The sequence below is a fragment of the Paenibacillus terrae genome (genome assembly GCF_000943545.1).
Lineage (GTDB): Bacteria > Bacillota > Bacilli > Paenibacillales > Paenibacillaceae > Paenibacillus > Paenibacillus terrae_A.
On sequence record NZ_JTHP01000079.1, the window covers coordinates 1 to 18,532 of the forward strand.

Sequence of the window (18,532 nt, forward strand, 5' to 3'; positions counted from 1 at the left end):
ACACGACGACTAGAAAAGTATATTCTACATTAACGACCAATTGTTAATGTATTCTATATCATAAGTTATATTATAGAATGTATTTATAGGTGTAGATTTTATTTATATTCTATATTTATTTTTGGTTTTATATAGTAGAAGAAATATATTCTTTAATTAAATTCATCTTTCTTTTTTGAATCTACACATTTGCTTTATATAGTCTCTATTGTTTATATAGACTATATAGATGGTATTATATTAATCAGATTATTAAACCTTAGTTTTGATCTCTATAAAAAGATTTGTTTGTCATACCATCAGGGGTTGATATAATTAGAGAGTAATATGTAACGAAAAAATACAATGGATATATTCTATATTTTTTGTGTTACTACATAAATATAAAGCTTATGCGTAGGTTATATATAGCTTATATTTTGCTTGGAGATTATAATTATATAATGGATTCTTGGCTGAAAGGAGTGGGGGAATTGTCTACTATAGAAGAACCGTATTGGACACTAGGCAAGGCTTCAGAATACTTAAAACAAGAAAAAGGATTAAATATCCCTGTTGTAACATTAAGGACATGGTTCAATGCGCTTGAAAAGTATAAAGTCCACACATTGTCACGTACAGAACATAAAAGAGAGAGAGTGCTATTCCAACTCGAAATCGATATAGTTATATTTTGGCATCAGCAAAAAGAGCTCTATGGTAAAAATTTATCTGCAGAATTCATGGCAAAAGCGGTCCAAAAACAATTTGAAGGAAAACTCAATTACTATGATATAAATCAGCAGACTTCAAACAGCAGTGAACTAGTTACCATAGATCGATTTATTGAAAAAGTGAATGACGAGTTTGATGACCGAATTGAACTGATGAAAGAAGAGATGCGTCAATATAAAGAAGAGCTATTACAAGAATTTGAGAATAGAACAAGACTTGCGCTGCCTGATCCTGAGGTGAGAAAACAAGAGGAAGCTGAACGGGCCAAGGAAGCAGCAGAAAAGGCAAAAGCAGAGGAGGAGAGAGAGAAGGAGAGACAAAAAGAAGCTGAACTATTGATAAGAAATTACCAAGTGGATATCCACATTACAGAAATGCGACTAAAGAATGAGCTTAAAAGAGAGGCTGAAGAAGAATGGGCCAAAGATCCAGCCAAAATTGGGTTTATTCTTAAAAGAGAAGACACTGCTAAAAAGGTGCAGTTCATTAATGATTATGTAGATAAACATCTTCCGGAACGAATGGAGAAGAAGTTTAAAGAATAAGCAGGTTAGAGCGTTTGACACCTCATTTAGAATATACTAGGATAGTTTTTGTGAAGAGAGTGTATAAATAAAAACCATATAGAGATGTCAATAGCGAAGCACGCTGACTAAACCCTAAATTAGGGTTGGTTGGCGTGCTTTTTTGTTGTAAAAAAATGCGATAGGAGGTGTCGCTATGGTTATTGATAAACCTGCTGAAAAATTAAAGCTATTAAGGATGAGAAAGGGCTGGACACAAGAAAAATTAGTAGAAGCGATTAAAGAGAAGAATCCAGACCTTCGTGTATATCAAGTTATGATTTCTCGTTATGAAAAAAACAGAGAAGAACCAGGTACCGAGATCAAACAAGCAATAAATGAAATCTTTGGACAGTCTCTTTGGGAGTAGGGAGGTTAAGACACGGTGGTAAGTAACGAACCACGAAGAGTGATTATTGGCTCTCAAAATACAGAATTTGCAGCGAAGCTGAAAAAATTTGTAGAACAACACGAATACAAAGTAAGTGACATTGTCGTTATGGCCGAGCATTTAATTGAAGCAATTGAAATGAGCTACATCAATGATGAGCCCATTTACGCGCTCATTATTACAACAGATTTATCATACAAGATGAATGATAAGAGACTAGAATTTTTGTCTGATTGTCTTTTAACTATTCGTTCCAAACACAGCGAGATTAAATTCGCCGTTCTATCAAACGAAAGTGAAGGGCATCCGTTTCTCGCGGAACTAGTAGGGATTGGAATCTACAATATATTTGTCAAAGCCTCTGCAAATAATTCGATAGATGTAAGGGAGCTTATTAGGAGTTTTGAATTTCCCAAAGAATTCGCTGAGGTTTCTAAATATAGAGAGTACAACAAGGATATTTTATGGAGAAAAATTGATAGAGGCGCTAGCGAACTTACTTTAAAAAGTGAACGAGTTTACCCGGCACCTAAAATTGAGAGGCAAATAGAAGAATCGGTACCGAGAACCGATGTTCAAAAAACACTATCTGAAAGCCAAAATAATGTGAAATCGAAAGAGGAGAAAAAACGACCTGAAAGAGAGCTGATTATAGATGATGAAATGGAAGACTATAGAATTCCATTTCCGAGTATCAAAGAAAAAATTGTAGTTAAAGACCGGATAATAGGATCAGTTGTCATAGGTATAACCGGAGTTTACTCAGGTGTGGGAGTAACACACGTTTCTGTAGCAATGGCAAGTTTTTTGGCACGCCAGGGTAATAGTGTAGCTTTGGTAGAATGCAATGAAAGCTCTGATTTCAAGTATATTGAATTGGCACATGAAGGTATAAAAAGCGATGGTATTGCAGTAGGAACAAAAAATTTCAAAATCGATGGTGTTAATTATTTCAAATCAGATCAATATGAACTGGACTTAATAAGCCTTTTATCATCAGAGTACACATATATAATCTTAGATCTAGGGTTCTATGATACTACAAAATTCTTTGAAGAATTTCTTAGAGCTGATATTCAGATTGTGGTAGGTAGTGGGATTGAGTGGAAACAGAGACATCTTGAAAGGTTCCTTTCTATTACAAATGAATATGAGCAGCAAAAGAGATGGAACATCGTTCTACCTTTGACAGATAGTCAAGTCATAGCAGATGTGAAAAACAATTTGAAAATTGGCAATGTATTTAAACTACCATACCAACCTGATCCTTTTGATGAAGATATTGAAACAGATGAGACTATTGAAAATATCTTAAGTACTGCAAAAGTGTTAACAAATATAAAAAAAGTTAAGCCATTAATAAAGCTAATTATAGGAGGTTCTGTTTTTTTAATAGTTTTATTGATCTTAATACTACTATTGAAAAGTTAAGGCTACTAACAATTTAGTATATGAAAAAGCACAAATAAATTCTGTTATAGGGGGATCGAGGTTTTCTAAAGATCACATCAGCAAATTTATTTATTCAATTAACTTAATTTAACTTAAGTTAATTGAATAAAATGAAAAAATTATAATCAATAAAAGGAGACAAAACATGTCAAAGGTACGTTTACGACATAAACAACTCATGATCGCTGGTATTGTCGGAGCAGTAATCATGTTACTTATTTCCCTGTTTATTTTTATTTTAATAGTAAGAAATATTCAGGATGCAAATAGAAATGATCGTGTTGAAGAAATGCAACAATTACAGGATGCACAAAAGATTCTACAACAAGAGATGAAAAAGGTACCAGTTGTAATTAGAAAAAACGGGGTTAAAGCCGGTGATGTTTTAGCGGAATCGGATATTAAAACTATTGATGTGCCTAGTGCATCTGTTCCAGCCAACATCATGAAGAAAGAAAACATAGTCGGTAAGTACACCAAGATTGACTTGCCACAAAACACACCCATAACCGAATCTATGTTGTTTGAAAAAGGTGTTACAGTCGCTGATCTAAGAAACCAAGAGTTTAAGCTAATTAAATTACCAAGCAAGTTAGACTCAAAACAATTTGTTGATGTACGGATTAAGTTCCCTACAGGCGAGGATTATATCGTACTTGCTAAAAAGAAAGTTAGTGATTTAGCTGGGAACATAATAACTTTCCAAATGACTGAACAGGACATCTTGTTAATGTCCAGTGCCATTGTAGATGCGTATATAAACGATGCGACGATATATTCACTCAGCTATGTTGATCCTTATATGCAAAAAGAGGCGATTGTAACGTACCCTCCAAAAGATGCTGTAAATAAATTAATCAAATCTGATCCCAACATTGTTGAACGTGCCACAGAGCAATTGGAGTCACGCAAACGTACAGTGTTGGAAATGAATTTAAGATCCATGACTGAGGAAGAACGAGCCAAATACAACACAGGTGCTGGAATTGGAACATCTAGTAATTCGACAGATACCAGTAGTAGTAGCGGTTATACTTCAAGTCAACCACCTGTTAAGGATGCTATTCCAATGAGCGAAGCTAATAGTGAAAGCCCTGAGTCTCAAACGCAGTCTTTATCACATACGGTTGATAATAGTGTTACTAATCCACAGCCTGTAACGCAGCCGGTACCAGTAGAGACGGATACACAACTTGACAGTAAGATTTATGGGGAAACGCCTCAAACTACTGTAAAACCTTAATGGGGGTGCATTTATGCAACATATTCTGTTTATAGGAGCTACCGATAAAACGGATTTGCTATTTTATATCAGCAAAGTATTAGCTACAGCAGGAAAACGAGTGTTAATTGTAGATGCTACGAATCAGCAAAAATACCGATATTCTATTCCTCACATAACTAAAGGTAATTTAATCACTGAATATGATGGATTTGATGTTGCAACAGGATTTGGAGCGCAAAATAAGGGAATCCATGAAGTATTGCAGCATTACTTCAAGACAAAAAAAGAACATTTAGATTCCTACGAATATATTCTTCTAGACACGGATACGGAAGAATTCTTATCCGAAGTTCCGAACGCACCATGGAAAGAGATTCATCAGCATGTTCTGATTACAAACTGTGAGCGGTTCACAATAGAAAGAAACGTTGAGATCCTGGAGTCTTATGTAAAAGGGAATGATGAAATTCCTTTTGCCAGGGTTCAGTATCCTTTTGTAGATACGCATGTAAAAGAGGATTATTTAAATTCTGTTCTTTCGCATTTAAGAATTCAGTTTGTTGAAGAGAGAGAGTTTGAATTTTATTATGATGAAGTGAATTATGCAACTAAAGTTAATAATCAGTTTGAAAATCGAATTTATCTAAAACCTTTGTCCCGTCAAGCCAAAAAGACATTGTATGGCCTTATTAGAACGGTAACAACAGAGGATAGTAATACACTAAAAGCAGCTTTTAAGGCAGCTGAGAAGGGAAAGTAAATGGCTAAAATTGTATTCTGGAGCCCTGACCAAGGTCGTGGAAACACATCCAATGCAGTCGCGATTGGAACAATGATTGGACAAGATTACGATATCAGAACGTTAATTACTCAAACTCATTTCCGTCGATCTAATTTAGAAAGTGCATTTATGAAGGCTAAGGAGCTTCAGTTCCGTAATCTCGTCAATACGACAACAAGTGGAATGGACAACTTGGAGAGGCTATTTAAAAGTAAACGCCTTAGCGTTGATAGTATATGTGACCATACTATTTCTCTTGAAACTGGAAGACTGGATTTATTAATGGGTACTAAAAAGGCTGAGGCACATGAAAGTTATCCTTCCATAGCTGGGGCAATATTTGACGAAGCGGATCGCTATTATCAGGCTGTTATATTAGATATTCATAGTGGAGGAAAAGACATTGTAAGTCATCAACTAATTAAAGATGCAGATATAGTTGTTGTTACATTAAGTCAGGATACTTCTGTTATTGAAAATTATGTGGAACAAAAAGAATGGCCTGATGAACTCCAGAACAAGACTAAAATTATTTTACTCGGTCAGTATGATAAATACTCCAAATATAATGTGGCTAATATCAAAAGGAATTATAAGATAAATGATCCGATTTACGGTCTGCCGTATTCCTCAGAATTCAGGGACGCTTTTAATGATAAGGATGTGCTAAATTGGTTCCGCCGAGCAAGAAATGCAGGCAAGCGTCACCCAAGTTATAACTTTTTTCAAGAAGTACGAAAAATCTCGAAAGATTTGCTCATTCAAATCGGAGTGAATACGGAAATCAAGAGAATTGAAAGAGGGGTATCTTAATGCTCTTTTGGAATGGAATAGCAATAGGCATGATTTTGCTAGTACTCCTTGCTTTTTTGATCTACAAGTTACGAAATCCTATCTCTGTACCAAAGGTAAAAACAAACCTAGACTCAGAAAAATTTAATATAAAAGCTATGACGAAATACATCAAGATTCAATTTAATGAAATGACTGGAAGAAACCTTTATGATAATGCTCTGGATAGAGCTGATTTTGAACGTCAGAAAAATATGAGAGTAGAATTGAAAGCTGCCTTAAAAGGCTGTAATAGTGGTGATCTCTATGACAAAATGTACGTCAAAGATTTGATCCATGATCTCCTCATGAAGGGGTACGGAATGGATGAACAGAACGTCAATTACGTTCTACCATTCGACGAACCTGAAAAACTAACTGTACAGGATAAATTTGAAATTCTTATGCAGATATATAAGAAAAAACACAAATATAAAGCCTTGCCGCAAATGATAGAGGAGTATCGGTTAGATGAGCTGAAAAATGTCATCGAAGATGGTCAAACAGAATCCTACATCATTACTGAAGAAGAGATACTTGATATCTATCAAGAGAAAGCCAGTAAACTGTCCTTTGAAGATAAAATGCAAGTAATCGTTCAACGAATTTACCAGGAGTACAAGGGCTTCGGGGTTATTGATGAAATCAGAAATATGCTTATAGATGGGGTATCTGGTGGGGTATCTGGGCTACCTTCTTCTATGCAGGACATAGAGGATGAACAAAAACTGTTAGAGGCCATGCGAAGAGGTTCTAAAGAAGATGTGTTGCATTCAGTATGGATTATGTATCGTGGTAAAACCATGCATTTATCATTTCTATCTTTTGGAAGCGAAAGAGAAATAAAGAGGATCTGCCAATCTATTTATAAATATAATAGCCCAGGTCAACTGACGGAACAAAACGGTTATATCATAAACGATATGAAGGACAACTCTCGCATTGTTGTCATGAGACCTCCATTCGCGGAAACATGGGTATTTTTTAATCGTAAATTTGATTTAACTTTTGCTGATTTAGAAAACTTTTTGAATCCGAAAGGTAGAGGATACACATTTAAAAATACGGTCTTACCATTAAGATTTATCCCTTTTTTGATGAAATCCACACGGACTATAGCCGTTACAGGAGAGCAGGGTTCAGGAAAATCCACATTTATAATGGCATGCATTAAATTCTATGCAGCTACTCTGGCTTTACGAATTATGGAAATGGCGTTTGAACTTCATTTAAGGAAATTGTTTCCGAGGCGAAATATTGTCACCACGAAAGAAACAGCAGAGATTTCTGGTCAACAAGGCATGGATGTACAAAAGAAAACGGATGGTGCGGTGAACATCATAGGTGAAGCGGCAAGCGATGAGCAAGTTACATGGATTATTCAGGCAGGTACAGTGGCTAGCAAATGTACAGTATTTTCACACCATCCAAAGACATTTAAGGACTTAATATCTTCTTTACGGAATTCAGCTCTAAAAACAGGTTTGTTCCAGAATGAATTCATCGCAGAACAGCAAGTTGTCAATATTCTTAACTTTGATGTTCACTTATTTAAAGATCCGGAAGGGAGAAGATATATTGAGCGTATTACAGAATGTGTGCCCCTTCTTTATCAGGAAAATCCTTATCCTGAAGATCCGGAGAAAGCAAAGATCGAATTCTATAAGCGGATGACTGATAAACGAGCTTATGAGGAGCGCGATATTATCGTATTTGAGGATGAGGGGTATGTGGCTAAGAACTCGATTACGGAACGACAAAAGAAAGAAATGTTGAAACAAATGACCAAAAAAGACTGTGCTGCATTTGAGGAAATGTTGGCAACCTTCTGGCCGGTGGCATCATGATTGGTTGGATTATTCTTGGTGTTTCACTAACAATGTTCCTGCTAGTTCTAGCTGTCTTTTTCTTATCGGCCTTTGTAAGAAATGCTGATGGGAAAAACAAGGAAGAACTATTCAAAAAGCATTTCGGAAAAAAAGCACTTCAAAACAGCCTAAATCTTTGGTATCAAAAGGGCTATATACAATTTCAACGTACCCCATTTCTAAGAAAATATATATGGAAAATAAGAAAACGACTAGAAGTTCTTGAGACATTTGACGAGTATGCAATTAGAAGCAATACGATGAAGATTACCTTTGTTACTCTAGGATCTACAGCCATTATAGTTCTATTAGCCTCTTTTATTAGTCGGGATTTGTTCACTATATTTTTTGTTCTGTTTGGGGCTGTGGTTGTAAATGGGATGATGATAGATACCTTTGTAAATAGAGTGGAGGACAGACTTCTTAAACAGTCCATCATACTATTTGAAGACTGTAGACACCATTATCAACGCACAAAAAATGTTGAGGAAGCGTTATATGAATCGAGTCAAACTGCTCCTCATGAAGCAGCACAACATGGAGAGAGAATTTATGAAATCTTAACTGGAGAGAATCAGGAAAAGGCGCTCGATACTTACTATGAGGTCGCTCCTAATAAGTTTTTTAAACTATTTACTGGCTTTTCTTATTTAGTGTTTGAGTTTGGGGATCAAATTGTCAACAAATCATCTATGTACCTAAACTCATTGGCTAAGTTGGTTCAAGATGTGAATTATGAAATTCTGAGAAGAGAAAAATTGAACTATTTACTCAAAGGATTATCAACCATAGCGGTTTTATCTTCTCTCTTTATCAGACCCATTGAAATATGGGCCAAGAATTATTTTCCGATCATGAATGATTTTTATGACAGTAAAATTGGTTTTTTTATAAAGGTTATATTCTTTGGAGTTGTACTAATTTGTTACGCCTTGATTAAGAAATTGCTAAATAATGATGAAGCTCGTTATGTGGAAAAATCGGATCGAATTATGTGGGAAAAATTCTTATATAACAAGGTTTTTCCGATACGATGGTTAGTTGATCGATTAGCACCTGATTCAAATAAAGGACTTCATTTTAAATTGTCAATGCTCATTAAAGACGCCAACTCGTATTTAACAATTGAGTGGCTTTATATCCAACGAATTGTTTTAAGCGTAATTGTTTTTTTGTGTACCATTCTCATTGCATTCCAGATGCACAGTATAACCATCCATAATACACTCTATGTTCCTGTACAGGGAAATGGTATGCTCGGAAAATTGGGTCCAAAAGAACAAGCTCAAGAGATCCGTAATACAAATTTTGATCGTTCTGTAATTGAAACCTTGGATAGGAATAGCAAAGTTACTCCGGAATCCTTGATTACTACTGTAAGTGTTTTAACTTCAATGAGCAAAAATGATCCAGCAACGATCATAACAGCGAATCGGATTTATCAAAAGTTCATGATTATTCAAAATGAGTTTTTCAAGTGGTATGAGTTACTGATCAGTATTGTATTATGCTACTTAGCTTACTATTTCCCAGTGGGGTTACTCCATTTTCAAAAGAGAGTGCGGTATATGGAAATGCAAGAAGAAGTCGATCAATTTCATACCATTATTTCTATTTTGGCTAACTTTAAACGGATGGATGTGGAGACCATCCTTGAGTGGATGGAACGCTATAGCATTATATTCAAAGATCCAATTAAAAATTGCTTGAATGACTACAGTGGTGGTCAGGAGCACTCACTAGAACAATTAGAAGAGGATGTTTCATTTGAACCATTCGCCAGAATAGTTCAAAAATTAAAGCTTGCAGCTTCAAAAATACCACTTTTAGAAGCATTCGATGACCTTGAATTGACGAAGGAATATTATTCTGAAAAAAGGAAAGAACATTTCAACCGTGTCATCGAAATGAAGGCTAATTGGGGGAGAACACTCGGTTTTGCTCCCGGAGCTTACCTTGTTTTTATTTATCTGGTCGCACCTATGATCTACCTGAGTATTATTCAAGCAGGCGAGTCATTTCAGCAAATTAGGAATATTTCAGGGGGGTGAAATGACTATGGTAGTTCATTGTTACAGATAGATTAGTTAAAACGATATATGGTACACATCAACATCTTAAAAAATTATTGAAGGAGAAATGAATTAAATGAATAACGCAGCCTCGGCTCTGAAGGTAGCAGCAGGACTATTTTTAACTATTGCACTCATCACTATAGTCGTTATGTTGTTTGGGTCCGCTCAAGAAGGTACAAAACAGGCACAAACTGAATTTGCAGGGATTCAAACAGAACTGACAGGACAAGCCTTTGTTGGCTATGAAAACACCATTTTAACAGGTAGTCAGGTCGTTAGCTCTATTCGTAGGTTTGGTAATAAAGAGGAATTTAAAATTGATATAAAAACGAAAAAAAATAGCGGTGGAACGAGTTATACCAAAGGAAATATAGGGAATACACAATCAATCACATCAAATGAGTACGTAAATCCATCCGGTCAATTCAAAGGTGAAGTGGTACGTGATGCAAATAATGTTGTAACAGGACTTACATTTACTCAACAATAAGTCATTTGTTATGCTTCTCTTTTTCATTGAATAGAGGGAAGCATAACGAATTTAAGATTGGAGCAAAAAAATGAAAAATGCTGCGAGTATGGTTGAGTTTTCCGCTTTGTTTTTTCTCTTTCTTACAGCACTTATTTCAGGCTCATACTTATTTGAGACTACTCATCAAAGTTTGGTCGAAGCGGATTCTACAATAAGCGGCAGAGATCGAAATCTTATTGAGACACCCTTAATAGAGGGATCAGAAACAGTTGATGGAGCATCCGTTGTCCAGTCCATATTTCATATTGCCGAGATTAATGCTGATATCCAAGTCGATGGACTTTTATACGATAAGAATCTAAATATGGACTATACTGACGTTTCAATGATTAGTGTTAATGATATGTACCATACTGAATACGAACGAGATAGTAATGGAATTCTTCAAAAACTAATTTTTAGAAGGGTGTAAAAGAAAGGGGCTAAACATGGTCAAGTATTTATCGATCCCATTTGCATCCGTTATAGCTGTTTTGCTCCTATTTTTTTTCCCGCTTCAGTCTACTTACGAACAGCAAGACCAGATGGCTTATAACTTATCTTACAATGCAGTGACCAATTTTGTAGACTCTGTTCGGAATAAAGGTTATATATCTCCGATGATGTATAGCGATTTTACGAGAGAACTGGGTGCGACCAATAACCTGTTTGATATTCAGATGGAACATAAGGCGAAACGCTATAATCCAATTTATAAAGACCCAACTGATGAAGCCACGTTTACTGGAGCTGCTGAAGTATACTATGATGCGGTTTACCAACAAACAATTCTATATACGTTGTTCCCAGATAACGGTGTTTCAGATTTTGACCCCAGTCGAAAATACTATCTCAAAGAAGGTGACTTTTTTACGGTTACCGTGAGAAATACGAATACAACAAAGGCTAAGCTTCTATCCGATTTCCTAACCAACGGGAATTCGGTGGACCCAACTCGCATTGATATCCCGTATGGAGGGATTGTAAACAATGAAAATTATTAATTGGGCACTCGTGTTTGTTATTATAGTTTCCCCAATCTTTTTTAAAAATTATTGGCGTGGTATTGAGCAGGAGCGGACACAGGAGAAAATGATTCTTTATGATGGTGCTCTCCGAACAGCGGTTCAAGATGCAGCTTTTTCATTGCGACTCAATGAAAACCAGAACATGGAGACTCGTTATGATTCAGCCAAGAAGATCAGGGCAAACAAAGAACGAGCTGTTGAAGCTTTCTATGAAACGTTATTCAATAATGTGGACATTCGTGACGATGAAATAGCACAGGGGGTTCTAAAAAGATACATACCTGTACTTGCTATTGTTGATTATGACGGGTTATGGATTTACACGAATGACACCTTTATTAATAAAGAGGGAGAAAAAGAGAACCGACAGGTTTGGAAGTCCAAAATGCCTTTTTCGTATGCGGACAACCAAGGGAATAGCCTTTCGTTCACCTTAGATGATTACGTTTATGCATATGATGCGCAGCAGAAGCAATGGTTTGAAGGAAAACGGGAGGACGTTGCTTCCCAAGTAAATCATAAAATTTCTCTATTAAACGACCCGGAGTTATTTGATCAAGTACGGAGAACAACTATTATTAATGTTGTTCAAAAAAATTTAGAGCACTACATTAATGCCTATAATGTGTATGCAAGAAATTTAGGGATTACGTATAGGTTTACGTTGCCACGTGTAGACCAAGAAGAGTGGAATAATACTGTTAATGATGTTGGAATCCTCTCCTTCATTCAAGGTGTTCCAGTTGGATTGAATTTTTATAACAATTATGCACTTGGTGGTAGCCGCTTGGTTAAGCAAGCTGTTATTTATGGGTATTTACGTGACGGTATAAAAGTTTATTTTAGGGAAAGTGATCATTACAGTGGAGTTATAGTAGAGAAATTTTCTAGTGAATATGAAGCAGCTCTAGCAGGCTACTTTCCTGGTAAGAAATAAAAAGTATTTTGAAATTGTATTTTCATTTTAGGGAGGGATATAATGGAAGCCGGTGATAGTTAAGTATTTCTTCTAAATCTTAAGCGCTTCAGATAGTTGTAACAGTTCTTTATCAGGGGACAACCTATCAAGAAAATGTTAGAGGCTCTAAATCTCATAAATCAATTAATTTGGAGATTATTAAGCTTAATTAAGAAGCTATACCGACTACCTTTAAAGTAAAGAGGGACCCGGAGTTTTGTCATACTATTTTAGGAGAGTGTTATTATGATTAAAAAAATGATTCTTTCGATTTCGGCAGTATCATTACTTCTTGTGGGTACAGTTGTACCTATCCAGGCAGCTAAAAGCGAGAATGCAAAGCCGATCAAGGTCTTGCTGGATGCCAAAACGATTCAATTTCCGGACGCGCAGCCATTCCAGGACGACAATGATTATGTCATGGTACCGATTCGTTTTGTTTCAGAAGCCTTGGGCGCGAAAGTCGGCTGGGAAAAAACCGGCGGCAAGCTGGCCGTGTCGATCAAAAACGATGCACATAGCGTGGCAATGACGGTCGGCCAGAATTCGGCCACCGTGGACGGCCAAACGAAAACGTATGAAACGAAGATCATTCTGAAGCAGAACCGGACTTTTGTTCCTCTGCGCCTGGTCAGCGAAGGTTTGGGCCAAACGGTGGAATGGGATAAGGTCAGCCGATGGGTGTGGATCGGCAAAAAGGAGATTGCTTCGTTGGAGACTAAAGGGCAGCAGGTAAGCATTGAACCTTACAAAAAAACCATTGGTACTATACCGGCTCTTTTGAAAGATGAAACTGGCAAGCCTTATGACAAAGTGTTGATTTTTAAACAGTCTGACCTACCTATTAAGCTACTAAGAGATATTTATTCAGTGGAACCGTATACTAGTCCTAATGGAACACCTTACCTTCGTATGAGAGTAAAAACAAAATCTACGGCAGGACCCATTTTCTTTTTGACTAAGAACAATGATGCTCGTTTTCGATACCCAACGGACGACTTGATGAAAGATAACGGAGACGGTACAAAAATGATCTATTACCCCATTTATTCGTCTGGAGATGAACTCTTTCAAGGTGTCAAAAATTATAAATCATTCAAACTGCAAGACATTGAGTACATTGGATTTCGTTTGCAAGGTGATGGCTATATACCGATGATGGTCAACCTATGGAAAGGTAATTAAGCCAATGAAGAAGACACAACGAATTCTGGCCGTATTGCTGGTGGGGGTACTGCTACTGTTGCAGCTCCCACCTTTTTCTTTTCTTACGAACAAGGCCGCTGCGGAAACAGAAATTACGCCATTGTCCTACTATGCGGACAAGAATGACCGCTATTTTGTGGGTATGATGTACTTTGACATGTGGAAAAACACCGCTGGGAAATGGGTCACAGATGACGGTAAACAGCCGGGAAAGGGAATGCATGGGGAAGCAACCTTCACCTATAAGTTTCAGTTCCCGGGTCGCAAGATCAAGAATGTAACGGCTCGACTTTACACAGCTAGTGATAATAGAGAATACTTCACTAAATCACGTTCTGACCTGTATCAAGACTATTCGGATGCTATGAGTAAAGGCACAGAGGAAAAGGATATTCGACCTTTTCAGAAGCAAGGGATTGGGACGGACACCACGATCATTCCGATTACCGTAAACATGAAGCTAAATGCTGAGCTTCAGGCACGTAATATCAAATACGAGAGCTGTCCAAACTGTGCGAAGGAGGTAGAAGCCTGGCGTATCTTCCAGCCGATCTTGTTCAAGATCGAACTGGATGGAGGCCTGACCGTGAAGCATTTTACCGACGCAGAGAAGCCGCTGGATGCGATATTCCCACCGCGCAGCGAAGACCTGAAGGTCGGACAAACCTACGACTTCACACCTGGCAGCAACCCAAACTATGAATACGTAGGCTACAAGAAAAGTTCTAAAGCCGAGCCGCCGAGCGGCAACATTACACCCGGCCAGCTTAAGTCATTGACGTATGACGGCAAGTTCGAGCAATACACCGTCAATTTGTACTACAAAGAACTGAAGCCAGAGGAAGAGCCGCCTACAGGGGTCAAATGTACCCGGCCTACCTCGGCAGGTAGTCAATCAGACAAATACCTAGATCCGATGGTTTCCGCAGTAATTAAAGCCGACCAGCGGGAAGAACACCGCTTTGACGTTGCCAAGGGCATACCGACCTCGGAAAGCCTGTACAGTAACGTCATTGCCCGAAACTATCTGTTCAAGAATACGTTCCAGCAGCTCAAGGGAGAATGTGCGTATAACGTAAAACTCAAGCGTACGTATGAGCTAGAATGGGAAGATATCAATGACACACGCCATATGACCATTGTGGAGTATTACAAATATGAGATCGTGAAGCCGTACTCTTACTGGACGATTGATAATCTGGAAGTATACGGTATCAAAAACGCGCAGCTTCGTAACTATGCGCTGCCGGGTGGTGGCATCACGATTCCAACGCGCAACTACACGCCGCCTGCGGTAGAATCCGCGACCAACGGCAAGTATTACCCGGGGCCAGCGCCGGGCATCATCGACGGAGGCTCCAAGTACATTTATGGCGGTAAATCCATGCCGAAGGTACCCAATGAGGAACGAGAGTTAGAGCCTGTTGCTCAGGAGCGAACTCCGGATGTGGAAGTGGAAAACGACACCGTCAACTTTGACGGCAAGACCATTATGGATCATAAACGCGTTAAGAAAGAGGGACCAACGCCTGGAAAAATCCTGGCTCCCGAGAAGATCGGGCAAGATGTGCTATACAGTCCCGGTCATGTCATTGAAATGTTCAAGGTCAACAAGGCGAATACGCCAAGCAGCGGCACAATTAATTACAACGTCATACCGGGTAGCTCAGAAGAGGCCGAGGACAAGGCGCTTCCTATTGCTGGTATCAATACAGTAACCGTTCATACCCCTGTCGTCATGTACCCGAGCATCACAGACGACAAACCGCATAATCAAAAAGTGTACCCGACTGCTGGCAGGGCCGCACTGATTCTGGATCGTCCGTTTACCGTGACCATTCCAACTAAGGGACAACACCGGGATATCTTAGGTTACGGAAACCGGGATTATGCCAAGTATACCGCGTACAAGCAAGTCATGTTTGAGTTTCCGGTGTTCAATCAGGACAAGAAAAAATACATCCCGGCGGGCAGTTGGATTGATATTCCCGTTAATCAGGAAGACACTACGTTCAATATGCCGGTATGGGTGGATGAGGGTGATTATACCGTGCATTTCCGGTCTATAGCGGAAAATGCTCCTAAGGATTTTACGTGGGAAAAGATGGCTAACTTCGATTTGGCTAACCATGTCGCCATCAATACCATACCAGTCCAAGTGATTGGACGGCTGTACGATTTTCGGATTACGGATATCGGTGACTACGACTGGGAACAAGTCTTCCGGACGAAGAAAGGCAGCTCCCAACATACCGGTGCGCTGTACTGGGTTGGACCAAACGGCATCGACGGTGCGCTGCGTGGTAATCAGTTCCCGTTCCTTCTGCCGATTCGCCCGGGCAGTCATACGAACGAGGGATACAAGAATATTGCAATCAAAACAGGCTATCATTACAGTGCGACACGTTACTCTATAAGTGCTTAATAGCATGAAAAGAGTGGGTTTCCCAACAGGGAGCAACAACTGATTATTCGAAGGAAGGAATGACAGCCTTCATGTTGAGCTTAAACTTCCTGCCTAATACTCCTACAAGCAAAAACAAGAGATAGCTTGTCTTGGTTTGAAGCTAGGTGAAGTCGGCTGAATCAGACCTAAATTTCTCTTAGAGTAATATGGTCGGAGATAGGTCGGGGTGCTGAAAAGCGCGTCATGGTGAGAATGTTACAAAAGTAACTGACTAAGCGACGAATGTACGGGTCTAGAGGTAGAACAATCCGAAAGGGTTGTGCTGCAATAGCAGCGTAAACCACCGAAAAGTAAGATTTGTAGTTATGAAATTCGGGATACCTAACTAAGAGGGTATAATGTTTACAGGCTCATAGTTGCCACCTAAAGCGCGCATGGATAGCTAGAATAATCGGAACGTGGAAAGCAAGGGACATTTATACAACAAACCGTTGTTAAACCTCTATCAAGGGAATGGTTCATGGCAACATGATTTACTCTTGTGAGAGTAGGGGCACAGTACCTATGAAAGAATGGAAACATTCCGGAGGGATAGCCCCAAGCCTTATAATTCTAATTGTAGATTACTCAAGTTGCAGATGATCGGTCTGGTAAGAATGTGGGAAACAACTTTAAGGAGTTGTCCACAATCATCACATATTTGCGATATGCTGAATACTACGGGATGCAATCCACCTTTGATGCTCTTTACCAGAAAAGTAAAGAAGGTTGCTCATTCAACAGGCTATACGAATTGATTATTTCTGAGAAAAATATAATCCTAGCCTACCGAATGATTAAAGGCAACAAAGGATCAAAGACTCAAGGCACTGATCAATTTAACATTGATGATTTCAAAAGCTACAGCAAGAATGAATTCATCAATACAATTCGTACATCACTTGATCACTATAAACCGAAACTAGTCAGACGGGTCTTCATCCCAAAACCTAACGGAGATAAACGGCCGCTAGGCATTCCAAGTATGCTTGACAGATTGATACAACAAATGGTTAAGCAAATTCTAGAGCCTATCTGTGAAGCAAAATTTTACAAGCATAGTTATGGTTTCAGACCTCTAAGAAGCACGCATCATGCAAAGTCAAGGTGCGACACATTAATTAACAACGCCCAACTTCACTTTGTCGTTGATGTTGATATAAAAGGCTTCTTTGATAACGTAAACCACACACTGCTTCTTAAACAACTTTGGAATATAGGGATTAAAGACCGGAGAGTACTTGCCATTATAGGGAAAATGCTGAAGGCGCCCATTGAGAAGGAAGGAATACCATGTAAAGGTACACCACAAGGTGGAATTCTCTCTCCTTTATTATCCAACGTAGTACTCAACGACTTGGATCACTGGGTCGCAGGGCAATGGGAAAATTTCAAAACCAAACACCCTTACACACAAAGAAATAAATATGCGGCCCTGAAGAAGACAAAACTCAAAGAGGGCTTTATCGTAAGGTATGCTGATGATTTTAAAATCTTTTCCAGAACCCCACAAGATGCCTATAAATGGTACCATGCAGTCAAACAATACCTTAAAGAACGACTAAAACTAGATATCTCTCCAGAGAAATCAATGGTCATAAATTTGCGCAAGAAGTCATCTAATTTCTTGGGCTTCAAGATTAAGGCCGTTCCTAAAGGCAAAAAGCATGTAGCTCATAGTTTCGTTTCAGACAAAAAGAAGGACCAGATCAAGAAACGAATAAACAAACTGATCACTGAAATTAAGCTGTCTCCCATTCCTAAAACGATCTCAAATTGGAACAGTTTCGTCCTTGGCTTACACAACTATTTCAAATTGGCATCACATGTAAGCATGGACTTTCAGGAAATTGCCTTTTGCAAGAACCGGTTTATGTTCAATCGTCTTAAATCCATTAGCAAGTATGGAAGACCAAGCCGTCCTCCACCTACTTACTCCAAGTTTTACAAAAATAATAATAAAACTTGGGAGGTTGCAGGAACGCTACTTTTCCCCTTGCCGGATGTTTCCAAGAGTAAACCACTGAACTTCAGCCAGGAGTTGACCCCTTACTGTGCTGAAGCTAGAGTAAATATTCACGCAAATCTCAAATACAATGTCCAATTAGAGCTATCAAAATTAGTCCGATCGGATGTTTGGGATAGAACGCTTGAGTATTCTGATAATAGACTCTCACGATACTCAAGGGTTCAAGGCTTATGTGAAATTACTGGTTTATTCCTACAGTCAGAAGAGGTTCATTGTCATCATTATAAGCCTCTATCTTTAGGCGGTACGGACAACTATAACAATCTCCGGATTATTCACAAGGACGTTCATAGGTTGGTTCACGCCACAGAAACCAAAACGATTGAGCATTATAAAAGCATCCTACAACTTACCGACCCTATGGTCGATAAACTTAATCTCTATCGCAAAGCTTGTAAACTCGAGATGATTTAACTTTTATTCTATAAGGTGGAACGCCGTGTGCGGTGAAAGC

Annotated in this window: 14 protein-coding genes and 1 pseudogene; all 15 read left to right on the forward strand. The window is 38.5% G+C overall.

Going from position 1 to position 18,532, the window contains the following annotated elements; translation table 11 throughout:
- The first annotated feature begins 464 nt into the window (after positions 1-464).
- The 15 genes and pseudogenes from QD47_RS25730 to ltrA all read left to right on the forward strand — a co-directional run bounded on the left by QD47_RS25730 (position 465) and on the right by ltrA (position 18,492).
- The gene (locus tag QD47_RS25730) at positions 465-1,259 is read left to right on the forward strand and encodes a translation initiation factor IF-2 (RefSeq protein ID WP_235332364.1); all 795 of its coding nucleotides are present in this window, start codon (positions 465-467) and stop codon (positions 1,257-1,259) included.
- Positions 1,260-1,434: 175 nt separating this feature from the next.
- Positions 1,435-1,647, forward strand: coding sequence for a helix-turn-helix domain-containing protein (locus tag QD47_RS25735; RefSeq protein WP_044648785.1), 213 nt, complete (start codon positions 1,435-1,437; stop codon positions 1,645-1,647).
- Between the two features lie 15 nt (positions 1,648-1,662).
- Positions 1,663-3,099, forward strand: coding sequence for a P-loop NTPase family protein (locus tag QD47_RS30245; RefSeq protein WP_052646931.1), 1,437 nt, complete (start codon positions 1,663-1,665; stop codon positions 3,097-3,099).
- Positions 3,100-3,265: 166 nt separating this feature from the next.
- Positions 3,266-4,363 (forward strand): SAF domain-containing protein, encoded by a 1,098-nt coding sequence (locus QD47_RS25745; protein WP_052646933.1) that lies wholly within the window; start codon positions 3,266-3,268, stop codon positions 4,361-4,363.
- A gap of 13 nt (positions 4,364-4,376) precedes the next feature.
- On the forward strand, positions 4,377-5,105 hold the full coding sequence (locus tag QD47_RS30250; RefSeq protein WP_052646936.1) for a hypothetical protein: 729 nt from the start codon (positions 4,377-4,379) through the stop codon (positions 5,103-5,105).
- The gene (locus QD47_RS25755; RefSeq protein WP_044648786.1) at positions 5,106-5,939 is read left to right on the forward strand and encodes a hypothetical protein; all 834 of its coding nucleotides are present in this window, start codon (positions 5,106-5,108) and stop codon (positions 5,937-5,939) included.
- Complete coding sequence (locus QD47_RS25760; RefSeq protein ID WP_052646944.1) at positions 5,939-7,804, forward strand: P-loop NTPase family protein; 1,866 nt, start codon at positions 5,939-5,941, stop codon at positions 7,802-7,804. Before QD47_RS25755 ends, QD47_RS25760 begins: the two co-directional genes overlap by 1 nt.
- On the forward strand, positions 7,801-9,876 hold the full coding sequence (locus tag QD47_RS25765; RefSeq protein ID WP_044648787.1) for a hypothetical protein: 2,076 nt from the start codon (positions 7,801-7,803) through the stop codon (positions 9,874-9,876). Before QD47_RS25760 ends, QD47_RS25765 begins: the two co-directional genes overlap by 4 nt.
- 97 nt (positions 9,877-9,973) lie before the next feature.
- Positions 9,974-10,390, forward strand: a complete 417-nt coding sequence (locus QD47_RS25770) for a hypothetical protein (RefSeq protein ID WP_044648788.1) — start codon at positions 9,974-9,976, stop codon at positions 10,388-10,390.
- 70 nt (positions 10,391-10,460) lie between these two features.
- The gene (locus QD47_RS25775; RefSeq protein ID WP_044648789.1) at positions 10,461-10,844 is read left to right on the forward strand and encodes a hypothetical protein; all 384 of its coding nucleotides are present in this window, start codon (positions 10,461-10,463) and stop codon (positions 10,842-10,844) included.
- 16 nt (positions 10,845-10,860) lie between these two features.
- Positions 10,861-11,415, forward strand: a complete 555-nt coding sequence (locus QD47_RS25780) for a hypothetical protein (protein ID WP_044648790.1) — start codon at positions 10,861-10,863, stop codon at positions 11,413-11,415.
- Positions 11,402-12,376: a hypothetical protein gene (locus QD47_RS25785; RefSeq protein ID WP_044648791.1), complete on the forward strand. Its 975-nt coding sequence runs from the start codon at positions 11,402-11,404 to the stop codon at positions 12,374-12,376. Before QD47_RS25780 ends, QD47_RS25785 begins: the two co-directional genes overlap by 14 nt.
- A gap of 267 nt (positions 12,377-12,643) precedes the next feature.
- Positions 12,644-13,582 carry a stalk domain-containing protein gene (locus QD47_RS25790; protein ID WP_412178001.1) on the forward strand — a complete coding sequence of 313 codons (939 nt, stop codon included), beginning with the start codon at positions 12,644-12,646 and terminating at the stop codon, positions 13,580-13,582.
- A 4-nt stretch (positions 13,583-13,586) separates the two neighbouring features.
- Positions 13,587-15,998, forward strand: a pseudogene (locus QD47_RS25795) (DUF5704 domain-containing protein); the annotation flags it as partial.
- A gap of 700 nt (positions 15,999-16,698) precedes the next feature.
- Positions 16,699-18,492: a group II intron reverse transcriptase/maturase gene (gene ltrA / locus QD47_RS25800; protein WP_044648798.1), complete on the forward strand. Its 1,794-nt coding sequence runs from the start codon at positions 16,699-16,701 to the stop codon at positions 18,490-18,492.
- Positions 18,493-18,532: the final 40 nt, after the last annotated feature.